The sequence below is a fragment of the Marmoricola sp. URHA0025 HA25 genome, from assembly GCF_054059435.1.
This window is the reverse complement of sequence record NZ_JBSSCD010000001.1, coordinates 43,519-60,048: the sequence shown is the minus strand read 5'-3', so window position 1 is coordinate 60,048 and position 16,530 is coordinate 43,519. Positions and strand designations below refer to the sequence as shown.

Here is a 16,530-nt window from a genome sequence, read left to right as displayed (position 1 = left end):
CCTGGTGCTCACGCAGGCGGGGGCGAGTTCGCAGAACCTCGAGGTCCGGTGTTGGTCACCTCGTCACTGCCGGCGAGGGTGCGGTGTTCGCGGCCCCAGGGATCGTGCCGGTCTGCTCGGCATTCAGCCGGCGGCGGGCGGCCTGGTCGACACCGAGTAGCGGGACAGGGGAGTCGAGGTGCTCGAGTGCCCACGTGGCTTGCCGGCCCATGAGGACGGCGTTCGCGGGCACCTCGCTGGGGCGGCTGTCGGGGTGAACGATCAGGACTGCTTCGCCACTGAGGCTGTAGTTGGCACTCACGATGGTGCCGTGCCGGGGGTCGATGTCGCCCTGCTCGTAGGCGACGCGACGGCCGACGAGGTTGGCCAGGTGTGTCTCGTGGTTGTGGTGTGGGTCTGGGGGTTGCCCGGTCCGGTCGTCGCGCATCACGCTCATGGCTGGCTCCTTCTGGATCCGGTCGGCCGCGGTGTGCGGTCCGCTCAGCCACAGAACGCATTGAGGCGGGCCCCGGTGCTCACGAGACAGGCTGCGAGTTGGTGTGTCCGGCCCCGCAGGTGCACCTCCCCGGAGGAGAGCAGGGGATTGTTGATTTCCTTTGCCGCATGACCGACAGCGTTGACGGCGCCGGACCAAGACATCGGGCTTCCGTTCTTCCGGTCTCGTCTGATTGGTCAACGACCTGGGGCATAGCCCCCGCCGGCAAGGCCGGTGCCGGTCGCGCGCTGCTGCTCGGCGGCCAGGCGCGAGCGGGCGGTGTCGTTGATCTCCGCCGCGAGGCTCGCGGTCCGCGAGGCGGCGCCGCGGACGTGGTCGACGACGGCATCGGCCATGCGTACGTCCTCGTCGGCACGAGAGACTTCGTGGCCAACGGTGGTGATCCGCTGCTGGAGCCGGAAGGAGTCCCTGTTGATGGCCGCATCGGCGACTTCGGCCCCCAATGCGACGTCGTGTGCGTTGTTGAGATGGGTGAAGGCGGCTCGGGCGATGGGCTCGGTGACGGCCAGGAAGTCGCGCAGCGCGTCGAGCTGGGGTGTCAGATAGCGGGCTCCATCAGGGTGGCTGGCGGCGAGCCGAGTCGCCTGGTCGAGGTGCCTGCGAGCCTTCGTGACCACGTCCACCAAGTCGGCTGAGAGGTCTCGGCCCGATCGGCACCGGGCCGAGACGTGGCCCAGACCATCGAGGGCGGCCTCCATGAACCGGTCACGGCGGTCGGGCTCGGCCAACTGCGCCTTGGCGGCGTCGAGCTCGGTCTCGTCGAGGTAGTGGGAGGCGGAGCGGACGGTCTGGTGAAGCTCGTCGACCAGGTGGCGCGCGTGGATAAGGGCCTGGTGGGTCTGGGTGATCTCGAAGGTGGCCCGCTCCAGGGCGACGTCGGCGGCGGCCATCACTGCTCACCTCCGAGGCGGGCCGCTGGCGGTGCGGCCGCGTCGTCGTCGGCCGGCATGGGGGCCAGGAGGGCCTCGAGCTGGGTAAGCGCACCCTTGGCGGCCGCCAACTGCCGACGGATCTCGCTGGTGTTGGCGACGTCGAGAGATGGCTCCATGGTTGGGTGATCCCTTCCCGTAGCGGTGCCTTCACCCACAGAAGGCATCGGCATGGGTCCTCGTGCTCACTGATCCGCCCACCCTTTTCGGGCGTTGGTTCCAGCGGGGTTAGGAGACCCTTTCGCCCTCGCCGCCGGCGACTGCGGCCGCAACGGTTACCCCACCGGAGACGAGCTTGAACCCGACAGTGTCGCGGCGCGATCGGGGAAGGCCGCGACGAGGGCGGCGGTGACCCTGTTCGGCGGCAGCATTTGGGAGCCCTCGGCCCGTCCATCGCAGAAGGCTGTCGAAGATGACGTACACCGACGAGCCGTGACCGAAGGTCACACCCACACGTTCCAGGTCGGGGACGGGGCGCCTGTCGCGAAGGGCATCAACTCGTCGCTCTGCCTTGAGAGCGTTGTCGAAGCCGGTCACGATCCAGTTGCTGTCCAGGCATGCGCTCGTTTCCGATCACCAGCCGTAGGAGGGGCGCTGACAGTCGTTCGCGGCGGCGCCAGGGATGTCCCGAGCCTGTTCGGCATCGATGCGGCGGCGGGCGACCTCGTCGGCGGGGAGCAGGTCGTTCGCCACGACGGACAGGTCGGTGGCCAAGTCGTCGACGTCGGTGGTGTTCAGGCACCGGATGAGCCTGTCTAGGCTCTCGGTGCTGCCGTCGTAGGTAGCTGCCATCGCCTTGGCAAGGTTGTCCAAGGCTTCCTGTCCTTCCGGCGTCAAGGTGACGTTCACGCCATCGCCGGCGGGCATCGAGCTCATGAACCTGCTCCTTGGTGTCCGGCCCGCTCTGGTGCGGCGCCATTACGCACAGAAGGCATCGAGTGAGGTCCTCGTGCTCACCGAGCCGGGCAATGTCTGTGAGTCCCCCACCGCCCGCGCGCCGGCGCCGCGCCGTCGTCGCCTGGGGAGGCCCGGGCCGTCCGGAGAGGCTCTGCCGAGCTGCGGCGGGTCGCGCTGCGCGCCAAACTTCGTGGTCCGGTCGTCTCGGCGGGTTTCGAGATCGCGCACATTCGTTCACAGGACGGCTCTCGGGCGTGATCCACCAGATCGTCGTCATGGCGACATTGAGGTTTGTCCACGCCTATCTGGGCACCAAGGACGCGGAGCTGGCCTGCGACATCCCGGGTCTGATGCCACGCAGACGGGTCATGTCGTGCCCACAAATTGCGCCAAAATGACGCCCCGAAACCCTGCATGCGATCTCTGCACTGGGTGAGCAGCTCGCCAGCGCGCTCATGAGCCACCACTCCCCGACCCGTCGAGTAGCGGTCCCTCATGAGTTCTGAGGCCACAACGGCGCGGGTGGATCGCCGTTCCGATCCGGATCAACCTGTTCGAAGTGGAGGTCAGAAGGACCAGGACGTCACTGGGTCCCATCAAATCGAAAGTACGGCGGACCCGTCAGTGACTGGCGCGACTTCGAAGCGGGTATGCCGATTGGGGGCGTGGGCGTCACGCCGCCGACCTGAAACCGCTGGCTCCCGGCCAAATCGCTACGCCGCTCCGTTGGGGGCGGGGCGTCCATGCGCGGTGTTTATGCGCGTCGGGCGCCGGCCCGGGTCGCGCCTGGTGCAGAAGGCAGTCACGCGTAGACGCTCGGGTCAACATATGGTCCCTAACGTCTGGTCAGCGAACTGGTCCGGCCCACCTTGTGTGTTCAGGCCTCGGTCCCACGGCCCGCTCGGATACTCTTCACGCGTGGTATACCACTCCTTGCAAGGTGCACGAGGCGGGTTCGCATGGCCTCTGGCTCGTTGCACCTCCACGGGGCCTTGGAGGGTCGAGACGGACTGCGCTCCCCGCATGGTGGCTCGTAAAGGCTGTGGCGTAACTGCCGATGAGCGAGGTTGGATGGAACGCGGACCCGTGCTTCCGCTTAACTTCAACAGGTTGGACTAGTGGACTTGTACGGTGGCCAAGACAGCGGACTTCGAGAGTTCTCGAGCCCGCTTGAGGCGCTGAAGGATGTAAGTGACGTAGAGCTTCGCGGCGGCATTCTCCACTTGTTCGAGACAGCCCGGACGCTTGGCGATGTCGGTGACGTGGACCTGGTCGTGCTTTCAGCTCGTCGTCTGGCATGTCTGTACCAGTTGGTTGTGAACGCTGGCTTTGAGCCAATCAGTTCTGTGCCGGTGGTGTCCGATAGGTACTTCGACGTTGGTCGCGACTGGACTGGCAAACGAATCCTCATTCTTGACGACTCGGTCGTGGTGGGAACGACGCTCTTCCGCTTGACGGAGTCGGCCAGGGCTCTTGTTGGTCCGACTGGCTCTGTCTCATGCGCGGCGGTGTGCGTCGACGAGGAACAGCGCGCCGACTACTTGCTCGACGCCATCGAGTTCAAGGCGTTGAACGTTCGCGCTTCGAAGGCTGTCGACAGGTTCGCAACGGATGTCGTGACGGCGCTGTTCCGCAACGGCATTCCTTTCTTTAGCGACTTCCCCGCGACTTACGCGTTCACCGTTGAGGAGTCAGCCTGGGGTGATTGCCTAGCGGTCAATCGTTGGCATGTGGCGGACGTGACCGCGCCCCTAATCCCCGACGAACCGAGGTCTGCGTACGTTCACGTTCCGACGACGAAATCGATCGAAGCGGCATTGCGCGTTCTGCCGGCGTCGGTCGAGTCGCTGGTTGAAAGTTTCAAGGTCCGTTCTTACGCGGCGAAGTTCCAGCCTTCGGACACCATCACCGAACCGTACGTCCGAGTTCGACTGGTGCCGATTGCTCTGGTTCGTCCAAGTTCAGAAGACGCGTTGGACCGCGCACTCCGCGACATCGCGACGCAGACGCGTAGCGATTGGTTGGCGAGCGCTGTTGAGCGTTTGGAAGGGGAAGGTAAGCATCGACTGTTGCAGATGCTTGTGGCCACGCAGGTGTTGGCGCATGTCCTTTCTGAGAAGGCGTTCCATAGGGCGTTTTCGATGTCGAGTGTCGAGGCTCTCGATTCGCTTCCGTTGGGTCTGTATTTTGCTGCCGATGCAGAGGCTTTCAGCGAGTGCGCCAATCGTCTGACGCAGGTGTCTGCTAGTCGCGTGCGGCGCCGTCCTGCGGTTGATGTCAGGTTCGACCGTCCGACTCCTTCTCCACTACTTGCGGACAACCAGCTGGACGAAGTCCTCTGGCTTCAGCGCGAAATCGTTGCCGCCCACGGCGTCGTTCCAGAAGAGCCTCAGGCGGGTGCGCTGACGAAGGTCGGCTTGATCTTCTTCCACAGCATTGCCAGTGTTTTTGGGTACATCGACCAACGGTTCGAGAAACCGCAAAGGCAGCAGATTCGGCAACTAGATTCGATTTCGGCATATAGGAAGCACTACGCATCGAGCGAGGTGCGTGTGTTGGATCAGGGCCTGACGTTGCGGGAACTTACCGAGAGCCTGGCCCCGGAAAGTCTCAACGGTCCGCCGTGGCTTCGGTCGATTGTTTCGTTGGGGATCGACATCGGCAACGACCTCGGCATCATTGTCCCCGCCACCCAGAAGGACCCGCGGTCGGGCCTGATCTACCGCTGCTACCGACTCGGAGAGACCGCACACCTCGCCGCACGCCCACTATTCGAAGCAGCTTGGACGCAGCAGTGGGATGAGCTGACCCGACGGGTCGAACAAGGGTTCCCGATCATGTCAACGACTGCCGACCTCAAAGTTGCGTTTACATCGCCCAAGGAACTGTCCTTCACTTTGGACCCGTCGGCCCTCAAGAACTTGCGGGAAGCGGTCATCAGGGTCGTTCCGAGCATGACTGTCCAGGGACGGTTCGCGGGAACTGTCACACACGTCGAGGCAGATCACTTCCAGGCGGACATCGTCCGCGAACCCGGCGGCGACGCCGGCTATGGTTCCTTCCAGGTCAACCAAGTGGCAGCCGAACAGCGCCACTCGTTGCGCGAGGGCATTGAGTTCTTCTGGACGCTTTACGCGTCCGAAGGAAACGGCGAACCGCAATCACGGATCCGGTTGGTACTCCGTCGGCCATTCGACCGCGCCGTCATTCGGCGTGACGTTGCCAAGCTCGCGCAGCGCGGTGGCACCGAATAGTAGACCCCCCGCCGCCGACGAGATCGAAGTGACGTTGCTCGGCCGCGGAGTGGGTGAGTCCTGCGTCGTGCACTACGGCGACGGCAACTGGTTGATAGTGGACAGCTTCACTCAAAGCAACGCGAGCAATCAGCCTGTTCCGGCCGCACAGACGTATCTCGAACGTTTGGGCGTTGGGCCCCGCGCCGTGAAGCACATCGCGATCACTCATCTGCACACGGACCATTACAGAGGCACTGAGGCGCTTCACACGGAGTACGAGCAGGCAAAACTATGGGTGACAGACGCTTTGTCCGAGAAGCGCTTCAAGGGACTGCTGGTGGACGAGACGGAGTCGGTGCTGTCCGAGCTCAGCCGTGCGGTCAATTCAGCGTCTGGTCGTACGGACGGCAGCGGGAACGAACTGCTCGGGTATCTAGCTTGCGGCATGACTCTCGTCGAAGACGAGGTCGATGGGCTCCGCATCAGATCGCTCGCGCCGACGACCACGGCAGTGAACGCAGCTGCCAGAGACCTCGCCAAGGCGCTCAAGGAGGATCACCTCGCTCGGAAGTTTCTTCGCGATGACAACCGAACGAGTGCATGTCTGCATATTCGCGCGAAGGGCGTCACTGCTCTCTTGACCGGAGACGTGATCAACCATGGCAAGTTCGGATGGCACGCGATCCTCGGCGACGGTCGCAACGCCAACCTCCCACCCGTTGGGCTCGTCAAAGTCCCTCATCACGGGAGCGTCGAGGCACATCATCCACCGATGTGGGATGGCCTGGTCGAGCGTGGTTCACCGTCGTTGGTCGCTCCGTACTGGCCCTCAGCTATTCCGAGGGCGGAGGGCATCAAACTTCTTACCGACCGGGGACCGGTGTGGCAGGCGCACGAGTCTTCGTCACCGCAGACCGTCGCAGGGAACACGTTCGAGATCGCAGAGACGACCGGCGTCATTCAGGCAAGACGCACTGCGAGCAGGGATTGGGACGTCAAGTTCGCAGCGCCGGCGTTCCACATCCCGTCGACAGCAACGCCCGTATCTGCGACTGCTCCGTAACGGCTGGGTGACCCGGCCGGTGTCGCGAGAGCGTTCTCTACTGACAGTCAACTAGAAACGGGGACAGCCCAGCCCGGTGGCGGATGAGCGTAGGTGCCGGCGATCGACGCGACGGTTGTAGGAGCGCTGGACAGCACTACCGTCGAGCATCGGACATCGAGCTATTTCGCAACGGTGCAGGTGTGCAACAGATCGCTTCCAGCCTTCGCGAAGCAGAGGAAGACATACGAGCAACGACTGCCCATGCAGGCAACACCATGTACGGGACGCGCTCGGGCGCTTCAATCCACCGCTTCGGAGCGTGCCGTCATGGGCACCCGAAGGACGCTATCCCCACTTTGGCTACCGAGCAGCCTTCTTGTCCGCTCGGAAGCCGGACTGGGTGAGTGCTCCGTAGAACAGATCTTCGTTGAGAAACTGGAGCACCTCGGGGATGTCTTCATCCTCGAACGTGAGTCGGTTCTTCGAATCCACGAGTCGATCGGGGTCGAGACCGACCTGTGTCATGGCTTCCCGAAGCTCGGAGGGATCGACATCTTGGAGATGGCCCCTCGTCGTAATCGCCTCCAGTCGACGCTTCAATCGCGAGTCGCGCAGCGTCCGCGCCTCTAGCCGCTTCGCTCCCTTCCTAGTCATTGGCACGTGATTTCGAAGTGTCTCGACCCAGTGCGGAACCTGCGCGGCCAGTTCGTCATTTGCTCGAAAGAGTGCAGCGAACGCGGTCTGGCTCAGGACAAGGACATGGTCATCTTGGAAGACGAGATCGACCTGATCATCGAACCCGAAGATCGGCTCTTCGACCCGGGTCAGGGAGTCGCTCAAACTGGTGAACCATTTGCCTCTCCTGAGACCTCGGCGCGGATTGCTTCTCCGAAGGAAGACGGTCCGATCATTCGGATCATCGCCACAAGTGAGCGCGTAGAAGGACAGGTCGGCTGCGGGCAGATCGTCCGCGTTCAGGCGTGGCAGGTCTGACGCAGATTCAAGAGCCTCAGGCAGATTGGTGAATGCAACGTCCGAGGCCAAGAGAGGCGCACCGCCGATCGACTCCCGCGAGGCGACGAGATAGGTCTCTGGCGTGACCTCAGCGTCAGGAGTCCACGCTTCCGCCTCACGATTAGTAAGTGCGGCAGACACGTCCTCGAGCACGTCGCGGAACTCGTCAGCTACCTCAGCGACCATCGGGATCCGCGCGAGCTTCGTCTTTGTCCCCGACCGCCAACCGACAGTGAGAGTCAGGGCCGCAGACAGATCTACAGGCGAATAATCAGCCACGTGGCCGCCTCTCCAGGGCCGTGAGCTTTAATCCGCTAGCCGCGAACGGAAGCGCTTGAATGGTGTCACCGGTTCGCGGCTCAACGTGGCTGAGTAGCAACGTTCGAGTTCCCCCGCTCGTCTCGACATCATACAAATGGAGTCCGAGCAGCAACAAAAATGGATTCACGAGCACGAGGTCCGTTCCGAGCGCAAGTGTGACGATCAAGGCTAGGAAGATGCCGACGACGACCAGGTCCGACGGCTTGTTGACATCGGCCGTCACGAAGGGCAACAGATACGACAGGAGGAAGGCGGGGACCTGAGAACTCTCGTCCTTGACGGACGAGAGAACGAATGGATCGGCGCTCAGAGCGTTTCGAGCTCGCACCATCGCGAACAAGCTCACCACCGAACCGAGAGCGATCGCAGCGAGCAAGAGCGCCAACCGAGGATGATCGCCGACCAGTCGCACAGCGAACATGAGAAGCATTGGCGCATACGCCGAGAGGATAAGTCGGAAGCGCACCCGTTCCCTCTGTTGACCATCCGCGCGCCGCAGCATGCAGCAACCCTGGGACCATCCTTCCGGTTCGCACCGACATAGGTAAGTGCCTCCCGAATCCGTCGGTCGCCGTAAGGCGATCATGTTGGTAGCCACACGTCCTCGGCTCTGAGACATGCAAGGTCGACGTCGAGCCGCGCGGATCGCCTGCGCGACGCGTCCACGTGCCGTCGCGTGCCGAACTTGACGATGGACATGCCGTGATTCGTTAAGTGGCAGAAACCGTGCGCACGCTGCCCTCCCTCGCTGAGCTGTAACCGCTACTCGTCATATCGTGGGATTGCCGATCCCCGGCAGTCCGGCCTCAGGCAAGGTCCGAACAGCTCATTGGCAGCGAGGTGGGCGGCCACCTCATCGGTCACCTGGACTAATACCGGTCGGCATCGTTGGCCTGCCATCACGCCAACCTAGGCCAGCGATCTACTGCAGCACAGCCGCTGCGGCGGCGTGTGCGTGACTACTCAGATCTGTAACCCGAGGGGTGAGATTCAGGGGTCTGTGGGGGATTGGTTGGTTGGGCTGGTTCTATTGCGCAGTTCAAAGCGTTGGACCTTCCCGCTCGGTGTTTTCGGGAGGGCGTCGACGTAGTGGATTGTGCGCGGGTAGGCATGTGCGGCGTAACGAGTCTTGACCACGGTCTGAAGGTCAGTTGTGAGGTCGTCGGAGGGTTCGTCACCGGCTTCGAGGACCACGAATGCGACTAAGACCTCGCCGCGTAACTCGTCGGGTGCTCCGACGACTGCGGCTTCAGCGACGGCGGGGTGGGTGACCAGAACACTTTCGACCTCGAACGGTCCGATCCGGTACCCAGCCATGAGGATGACGTCGTCGTCACGGGAGCGGAAGAACACATTTCCGCGGTCGTCGATCGAGCCGACGTCACCGGTGAGGTACCAGCGTCCGTCGTCGGTGACGCGTTCCGCGGTCCTATCGGGATCACCGAAATAACCCCTGAACCAAGCGAGCGGGCTTTGCTCCATATCGATCGCGATAGCGCCTTCGATGACGTCGACGGTGAACCCCGGGAGTGCCCTGCCCATTGACCCCGGTTCTGGGTCTGTAAGTACATCTGAATGCCACCCGTTGGCGATCACCATGCCCTGCTCGGTCTGCCCGTAGTGATCACGCACCTCGACTCCCCACGCGCGCGAAGTCCACGTCGGCACGTCAGGGGTCAGCGGCTCCCCGGCCGAGGAAGCCACCCGAACTGAGAGGCTCTGGGCGGTGGGCTCAGCGCGCAAAGCCCGGTACACCGTCGGCGCGGCGGCGAAGTTGGTCACCCCGAACCGACGGATCACCTCAGCCGTCAAGGCCGGGGAGAACGGGGCATTGAGCAGTAGGTTCGAACGGCCAGCCGCCAGCGGGCCGAGGATGCCGTAGTACAGCCCGTAGGCCCACCCTGGGTCCGCCGCGTTCCAGAAGACGTCGTCCTCGCGCAGGTCCAACCCGAAATGAAGGTAGGAACAAAACGACGCCAGCGCCCGGACCGGGATCGAGACGGCTTTCGGGTCGCCCGTAGTCCCGCTGGTGAAGAGGCGGACCAGTTCGGTCTCGCCACCGAAGGGCCCTGCCTGTGTCCAGGGAGCCGCGTTCGGAATCAGCGTCGCCAGCTCCTCGGCAACGACCACGTCCAGATCACTGATCTGTGCAATCTTCTCGCGCTGATCGGCACCAACCACGGCAACACTCGCTCCCGATCGTCTCACCCGCAGTTCGACCGCCGGCGCCGCGAACGCCGTGAACAACGGCACATGAACCGCGCCGAGCCGCCAGATCGCCAACAACACCACCGGCAACAACTCGGTCTTGCCCATCAACACAGCAACCCGGTCACCGGCAACCACCCCCCGGGCCGACAGCACGCTGGCAAGCCGGCGAGATCGGTCACTCAGCTCACCAAAAGAGACATCGCGGCCCGTCAGGTCCGGGCCAACCGCCGTGAACGCGACCCTCGCGGGATCGTGGCCGTCACACAACACCTCCGCGGCTTGAACGTCGCGTGAACCGAACCGCTCCAACCACCCCGCAACCTCAACAGCTCCGACTCTCGGTCCCATGGACATACCCCTTCAGCTACCTGTAGTGATGACCACGACATCGGCATGCCTGAACGTCCCGGACCGTTCGTCGCGATCTAGCGGTCCTCCCGATCTGTTGCGCCCACACACAGGCGACCCGCAGGTACGCGTCCAGAACACGTGTCCGCGATGCCAGGCGTGGCGTTCACGCCAGACGATGGTCCTCGACACGCCCAAGCAGGGCCATCGCGAGTCCCCGTGCCTGCGACAGCCCTGCGTCACCGTCGTTGCCGATACAGGCGCTCGCGTCGGAGGTGATCAATTGCCACGGCGCCAATCAGGATCGCGCCGATGACAATCTGGTTGTACTGCGGAGGTATGCGGGATACGACGAGCGCGTTTTGCACCAGGGACAGCAGTACGGCGCCCAGGGCGACACCGGTAATCGACCCCAATCCGCCCAACAGGCTGACGCCACCGATCAGTACCGCGGTGATGACCGACAGGGTCACTGACGGGCCGCCTGCGGAGACCTGGCCTGCGCCGATCCGGGCAGCGTGGACAATTCCAGCGAACGCAGCCGTCGCGCCAGCGATCACGTACAGCCACAGATCGAGTCGTCCGACGCGCAGACCGTTTCCGACGGCGGCTTGCCTGTTACCGCCGAGAGCGCGAATGTTGATCCCGAAGCGGGTCCATTCCAACAGCACCCAGAAGATCGCCCCGATGACCGCGGCGTCGAGCACGATGTACGGCACGCCTAGGACTTTGCCCTGTCCCAGCGTCTGAAACTCGAGCGGCAGAGGGAGCACGTCCATACCGCCGGTGATCTGTGCGTTCGTGCCGACCAAGACAAAGAATGTCCCTAGCGTTGCAATGATCGGAGGAACATGGAGAAAAGCGATCACCGCGTGATTCACGAGTCCAACGAGGGCACCGCCTAGCACTCCAAGCAGCACGGCGAGAGCAAACGGCATGCCGTCGACCATGAAGGACGACGCGGTCAGGGCGCCGAAAGTGAAGACAGCTCCGACGGAGAAGTCCAGCCCCCCGCCGACGACGAGCAGCGCAGCTCCGCATCCCATCACGAAGTAGATGACAGCGCCGTTCAGGATCTCGGCGATGTTGCTCGGCGTGAGAAATGCCCCGTTGCGGATCCAAGCAGCCATGCCAATCGCGACGATGACGAGGACCAACGTTGCCTCCTGCCGGATTAGAAGGGCACTCCATCGGCCCGAGCGTCTGGCAAGCGTCGTCGTGTTCACATCGCGTGTCGCCGAGCCCTGCGTGTTCACGCCGACTTCCCCGATGTCTGGACCGAGTCGCCTTCATTGGGGACCCACAGCCCGGTGATCATTGAGATCAGCTGGTCACGGGTGACATCGACGATCCGACGCGTTCCGACAGTGTTTCCAAGGCGGAGAACGGTGACCCGATCTGCGTGTGTCATGACGAACTCCAAGTCGTGGCTCACCAAGATCACGGCTTTGCCGGCGTCGCGCAGACCATCGATGATCTGCCCGACCTGGGCTGATTCCCGGACACCGAGGGCAGCGGTCGGCTCGTCTAGGAGAACGATGGGCTTGTCCATACGAACGGCGCGCGCGATGGCGATCACTTGCCGTTGTCCGCCTGAGAGCAAGCCAACCGGTGTTGAAACGTCCTCGACACGTGCGCCGAGTTCCCGTAGAACGGCCGCCGCCTCGCGGTTCATCCGCTGCCGGTCCAAGAACAACGCCCACCGCCGCGGCAGGTTGCCTAGTGCCATGTTCGCCGCGATGTCGAGGCATTCGACCAGTGCGAGGTCTTGGTACACGACGGCGATCCCGCGATGCTGACTCTCGACCGTGTCGAGGTGGCTAGCAAGATCTTCGCCCTGAATCGCGATACTGCCGTCGTCGCGTTGGTGGATGCCGGCAAGGATCTTGATGAGCGTCGATTTCCCGGCACCGTTGTCGCCCACGATCGCGTGGACTTCATGGCGCTCGGCTCGTAGATTCACGTTCTCGAGCGCATTCACTGAGCCGAACGCCTTCGAGACGTTTCTAATCTCCAGGGCCGGAGCGTCGCTCATCCCCATCCCTCGGCCTGCAACGACTTGAGCTCGTCATCGTTCGCGATCTTGGTCTGCACAGTGATGCCGGACTTGCCCTTCCCGTCCTTCGCCCACGAGATCGCCGTTTTCACGATGTCCTCACCTTCCTGGCAGAAGTTCTGGAGCAGCTGGCCGGCCGATGCACCGCTTGCGAGCGCTTCTTTTCCTCCGTTGTCAGGCCCGTTTCCGATGAACACAATGCCGGAGCTCTTCCCGCCGCGCGACTTGATGGCCGCCACTGCGCTCTGCGTGGTGGTGCCCATATGCGAGGCAATCACGTTGATGTCCGGGTGTGCTGTGAGCAGAGCGTTGACCTGGTCGAGCGCTTTTGCCGAGTCATCGTTGGTGAATACTTCTCCTGCAACGGAGACGTTCCCCGCCGTCTTCGCCTCCTCTTTGAAGCCGTCGAGCCACAACTTGCCCTGGCCGGTGTCGGAGACGGCGACGAGGCCGACGACCTGTTTTCCGCCGCGCGCCGCCACGGCATCTGCATACAACTTGCCCAGGGCCTTCCAGTCAAAGCCCGCATTGAAGTCCGCGCCGGTGTCCGGCCCCCCGGTCCCGTACGCGGTTCCGGTGACGATTCCTGCGTTCTGCGCCTGCTTGAGCAGCGCTGCGAAGCCGTCACTTGCGGGGTAGGTGACGATGATGTCCTTCTTGCTGGAGATCGCCTGCTGCACCTGCTGTGACATCTCCGTCGCATCGGCGGGCGAGGTCGGGCCGCTCTCGGCGTACTCGACGCCCTGACGCTTGGCTTCGGCGGCCATGCAGTCATTGAACTTCGACCACTGCGGGTAGTCCGGCAGGGGATTCACGAACTGCATGGACAGAGTCCGGTCGGGGTCCTTGGTTGCCTTCGTGCCCGATGGGTCCGAGCTGCTACAAGCTGACACGGAACTGAGCACGGTGATCGCCATGCAGATCGAAGCGATACGGCGAGTCGACATTGTCACTGTGATGCCTTTCGGAAAGGGCCCGAGCCGCGCCGCAGGCACGGGAGCCTACGGGACAGGTGCTTGATGGCGACCATCATGGCATCATCTTCACTCAAGTTCAATCACGATTTCTCAGATTGTTGGTTTGGGTGGTACGGTTTTCACGCTCACCGAGACGAATCGGCAGCCGTCAGCAAGCCGACGCTGGCTGGAATGATCGGACTTGAGGAGAGGCCGGCTCGTCGTTCGCATGCGCTCGTGTTTGCCACAACCGGATCACGGAGGGTCAGAGGTGAAGGTCGATGTTGCTGCACGGGGCGCCTCGTGAGGCGCCAGGTCGTCGCCGGAATCGACGTCAGCACGACCGGCGCTCGGGTCGTGTTGCTCGATGACCAGGGACAGGTGACAGGCCTAGGGGCTTCCACGTACGCCGACAGGCCGACTGGAAGGGCCGACGAAGGGGGCCCGACGGCCTGGATCGGCGCCGTCGATGACGCTTTTGACGCTGCGGTGAGTCAGGCTGCCGGAGCCATTCACGTTCTGTCCGTTGGAATCGCCAGTCAAGGCGTCACCGTGGCACCTCTGAGCGACAATCAAGCTGGAACTCAGACCCCGGTCAGCTGGCTGTCCGCGCCTCCCGCGGCAACGCTGGAACCATCACTAGAAGGTCGCTGGTACGACCTGTCGGGTCGTCGCGTTAACCACGCGACCCTCCTCGTCCTCGCTCGCGAACGTGCTCGCTCCGCCCTCACCCAACCAGCACGGTGGGCGCTGGTCGGTGACGTCGTCGGCGCCCACTTGACTGGCCGCCACGTCGTAGACCCGTGTCTGGCATCGACGACGGCCTTGCTTGACCCACGAACACGAAACTGGTCCGATCCGTTGCTGACCGACGCAGGAGTGCCCCGGGCGGCGTTGCCGACCGTAGAGGAGGCAGATTGGTCGGCGCCATATTGTCCACGCGAAGGTCCAGGAGCGCCCGCAGGGCTCGATCGCCGAACCGTCGTCACATCGCCCACCCAAGACCAAAGAGCTGCCTGTCACGTCGCCGGGGTGGACGAGGGAAACCTAGTAATCACGTCCGGCACCGCGTCCGTGGTTTCGGCTCAGCTGCCGGTGCCCGCCCTCGACCCGACCGGCCGGATCCCGCTCACGCCGTCGTGGAGCCCAAACCACTGGGAACTCGAAGGCGTCGTCGGCGCTGCTGGTGCCTCCCTGAGCTGGGCGAGCGATGCTCTCGGGTTTGCTGATGTCGCCTCATTTCTGGAAGCAGCGTCGGTGTCCTCCCCCGGGGCGAACGGTGTCCGATTCAGGCCCCATCTGGGGGGCGCGACCTCGCCTCGTTGGCGGCCGGATCTGCTTGGCAGCTTTTCAGCATTGTCCATCAGCGCTTCAAGGCACGACCTAGCCCGCTCCGTTGTGGAAGGCGTGTGCGGAGAGATCGCCGCCAACTGTCGGATCGTTGTCGAACTCGCTGGTGAACGACCGCGGTGCCGGTTCCTCGGAGGGCTCACGCGGCACCCGGTCATGGCCCAAACGCTCGCGTCGATGCTCAATCGACCCATTGAAGTACTTCAGCTCGCACAGCCAACAGCGATAGGTGCTGCCATCCGCGCGGCGGACGTCGTCGGCTGGTCCGATGTTCGCACTGGGGTTTCGACGAACTTGAGCATCAAACAAGTTGACCCGGATAGGGCGGCTGCTCAGGCCTATCAGGACATATTGGAGTTGCCTTGAAGATCGGCATTGCAACGAGACTCGCGAATCCGCGGCCAGGGACGCTGCTCGGTGGCTATCCGGACGTCGTACGTCCCTCCATCGGAGTGCACGACTCGTTGCATTTGTCTGCCGTATGGCTGAAGGAGCGATTGGGCCCCGGTTTACTGATCGTTGCCTTTGATGGATTGACCGTCTCACCACTACTTGCTGCGGCTGCACGCAGGGCCGTCGACCTAGGCGACCATGTAGTGGTTTGCGCGTCGCACAGTCATGCTGCGCCTTCACTGAGCATGCCCAACTGGGACCAAGCGGCCGGAGGGCCTGCGGACCTGGCCTACGAAGAGTGGCTTGCAACCCAAATTTTCGACGCCGCAACTGAGGCCGTTGCCACCGCGACGGGCGGTGAGATCCGGCACGGCCGGGCAGACGTCGCCGCACCGGTCGGCAGCAACCGTCGCCATCGAGAGCGTGCGGGCGATCCAGCCGTCAGAATCGTTGAGGTCGTCAACGAGTCGACGCGAACCCTGTTCGTGATCCACGGTTGCCATGCAACAGTTCTTGGGCCCGACAATCTCTTGTCGAGCTCTGATCTTCCCCTTGGCCTCCGATCCGGGCTCGCGGCGCGGGGGTATCCGGGGTCAGTGCAGTTCTTGCCCGGTGGCGCGGGCGACCAGTCCACCCGGGCAACTCGACGGGAAGCCACCTTTGCAGAAGCTGTCCGGCTCGGCGACGTGCTGGCGGAGGCCGCGATGCGTGCCCTCAGACACGCGCCCGGCGGTGCCGGCCTCGACATCCGTGCCGGATCAATGACCCTGCCGGTCCGCCCGCTTCTCAGTCTCGACCGCGCCGAGGCCGCCGTGGCAGCGCTTGACAGGGATATGGAGTCCGCCAGACTTTCCGGCGCCGACGAAGTCACCCGCCGCTCTCTCGAGGTCGAGATGTACGGGCGACAACACGATCTGCGACGCGCACGCGAGTGGGCTGCAATGCCCTCATCGCCGATCGAGGTGACAGCTGTGAGGTTCGGTGCGCAGCGCCTGGTCTTCACGCCGTTGGAACCATTCCTCGACGTGGCCCTGAGCCTTGAAGCCGAGTGCGATTCGTGGTTGGTCGGTTACACCAACGACTACCGGGGCTACTTCATGCCTGACGGTGAGATCGACTTCGGAGGCTACGAACTCGCAGCCTCACCGTTCGACTTCGGCGCCTGGGACGCCTTCCGGGCGGTAGTTGTGCCGCTCGTATCTGCCCTGTGATGTGCCGAGCGGAGGTGACGGCGCTCGCGGGCGCTGCGACGGCGAAATGGCCGGCGCTCGCGGACCA

15 protein-coding genes and 1 pseudogene are annotated in these 16,530 nt (G+C 63.6%); 6 read left to right on the top strand and 10 right to left on the bottom strand.

The window, feature by feature from the left end; all coding sequences use genetic code 11:
- Positions 1-55 precede the first annotated feature (55 nt).
- The 4 genes from ACVW00_RS00250 to ACVW00_RS00235 all read right to left on the bottom strand — a co-directional run bounded on the left by ACVW00_RS00250 (position 56) and on the right by ACVW00_RS00235 (position 2,301).
- Positions 56-436 carry a hypothetical protein gene (locus ACVW00_RS00250; protein ID WP_457108898.1) on the bottom strand — a complete coding sequence of 127 codons (381 nt, stop codon included), beginning with the start codon at positions 434-436 and terminating at the stop codon, positions 56-58.
- Positions 437-672: 236 nt separating this feature from the next.
- Positions 673-1,386: a hypothetical protein gene (locus ACVW00_RS00245; RefSeq protein ID WP_457108897.1), complete on the bottom strand. Its 714-nt coding sequence runs from the start codon at positions 1,384-1,386 to the stop codon at positions 673-675.
- Positions 1,386-1,544, bottom strand: coding sequence for a hypothetical protein (locus ACVW00_RS00240; protein ID WP_457108896.1), 159 nt, complete (start codon positions 1,542-1,544; stop codon positions 1,386-1,388). The genes ACVW00_RS00245 and ACVW00_RS00240 overlap by 1 nt, the downstream gene beginning before the upstream one ends.
- A 454-nt stretch (positions 1,545-1,998) precedes the next feature.
- Positions 1,999-2,301, bottom strand: coding sequence for a hypothetical protein (locus ACVW00_RS00235; protein ID WP_457108895.1), 303 nt, complete (start codon positions 2,299-2,301; stop codon positions 1,999-2,001).
- 275 nt (positions 2,302-2,576) lie between these two features.
- Here ACVW00_RS00235 and ACVW00_RS00230 point away from each other — a divergent pair, with 275 nt between their 5' ends.
- From ACVW00_RS00230 to ACVW00_RS00220, 3 genes are all read left to right on the top strand, one after another.
- Entirely contained in the window at positions 2,577-2,720 is a 144-nt protein-coding gene (locus ACVW00_RS00230; protein WP_457108894.1) for a hypothetical protein, read from the top strand.
- Between the two features lie 720 nt (positions 2,721-3,440).
- Positions 3,441-5,576, top strand: coding sequence for a hypothetical protein (locus ACVW00_RS00225; protein ID WP_457108893.1), 2,136 nt, complete (start codon positions 3,441-3,443; stop codon positions 5,574-5,576).
- A gap of 28 nt (positions 5,577-5,604) precedes the next feature.
- Positions 5,605-6,621, top strand: a complete 1,017-nt coding sequence (locus ACVW00_RS00220) for an MBL fold metallo-hydrolase (protein WP_457108892.1) — start codon at positions 5,605-5,607, stop codon at positions 6,619-6,621.
- 342 nt (positions 6,622-6,963) lie between these two features.
- Here ACVW00_RS00220 and ACVW00_RS00215 read toward each other — a convergent pair whose 3' ends face one another.
- The 6 genes from ACVW00_RS00215 to ACVW00_RS00190 form a co-directional block, all read right to left on the bottom strand.
- Positions 6,964-7,896: a hypothetical protein gene (locus tag ACVW00_RS00215; RefSeq protein WP_457108891.1), complete on the bottom strand. Its 933-nt coding sequence runs from the start codon at positions 7,894-7,896 to the stop codon at positions 6,964-6,966.
- Positions 7,889-8,440 (bottom strand): hypothetical protein, encoded by a 552-nt coding sequence (locus tag ACVW00_RS00210; RefSeq protein WP_457108890.1) that lies wholly within the window; start codon positions 8,438-8,440, stop codon positions 7,889-7,891. Before ACVW00_RS00210 ends, ACVW00_RS00215 begins: the two co-directional genes overlap by 8 nt.
- Positions 8,441-8,928: 488 nt before the next feature.
- Entirely contained in the window at positions 8,929-10,458 is a 1,530-nt protein-coding gene (locus tag ACVW00_RS00205) for an AMP-binding protein (protein WP_457108889.1), read from the bottom strand.
- A 278-nt stretch (positions 10,459-10,736) separates the two neighbouring features.
- The gene (locus ACVW00_RS00200) at positions 10,737-11,753 is read right to left on the bottom strand and encodes an ABC transporter permease (protein ID WP_457108888.1); all 1,017 of its coding nucleotides are present in this window, start codon (positions 11,751-11,753) and stop codon (positions 10,737-10,739) included.
- The gene (locus ACVW00_RS00195; RefSeq protein WP_457108887.1) at positions 11,750-12,532 is read right to left on the bottom strand and encodes an ATP-binding cassette domain-containing protein; all 783 of its coding nucleotides are present in this window, start codon (positions 12,530-12,532) and stop codon (positions 11,750-11,752) included. The genes ACVW00_RS00200 and ACVW00_RS00195 overlap by 4 nt, the downstream gene beginning before the upstream one ends.
- Positions 12,529-13,377, bottom strand: a complete 849-nt coding sequence (locus ACVW00_RS00190) for a sugar ABC transporter substrate-binding protein (RefSeq protein ID WP_457108886.1) — start codon at positions 13,375-13,377, stop codon at positions 12,529-12,531. The genes ACVW00_RS00195 and ACVW00_RS00190 overlap by 4 nt, the downstream gene beginning before the upstream one ends.
- Before the next feature lie 195 nt (positions 13,378-13,572).
- On the opposite strand from ACVW00_RS00190, the pseudogene ACVW00_RS00185 reads away from it, so the two are divergent.
- The 3 genes and pseudogenes from ACVW00_RS00185 to ACVW00_RS00175 form a co-directional block, all read left to right on the top strand.
- A pseudogene (locus ACVW00_RS00185) lies at positions 13,573-14,514 on the top strand (FGGY family carbohydrate kinase); the annotation flags it as partial.
- A gap of 27 nt (positions 14,515-14,541) precedes the next feature.
- On the top strand, positions 14,542-15,225 hold the full coding sequence (locus ACVW00_RS00180; RefSeq protein WP_457113056.1) for an FGGY-family carbohydrate kinase: 684 nt from the start codon (positions 14,542-14,544) through the stop codon (positions 15,223-15,225).
- Positions 15,222-16,463, top strand: coding sequence for a hypothetical protein (locus tag ACVW00_RS00175; RefSeq protein WP_457108885.1), 1,242 nt, complete (start codon positions 15,222-15,224; stop codon positions 16,461-16,463). The genes ACVW00_RS00180 and ACVW00_RS00175 overlap by 4 nt, the downstream gene beginning before the upstream one ends.
- Positions 16,464-16,530: the final 67 nt, after the last annotated feature.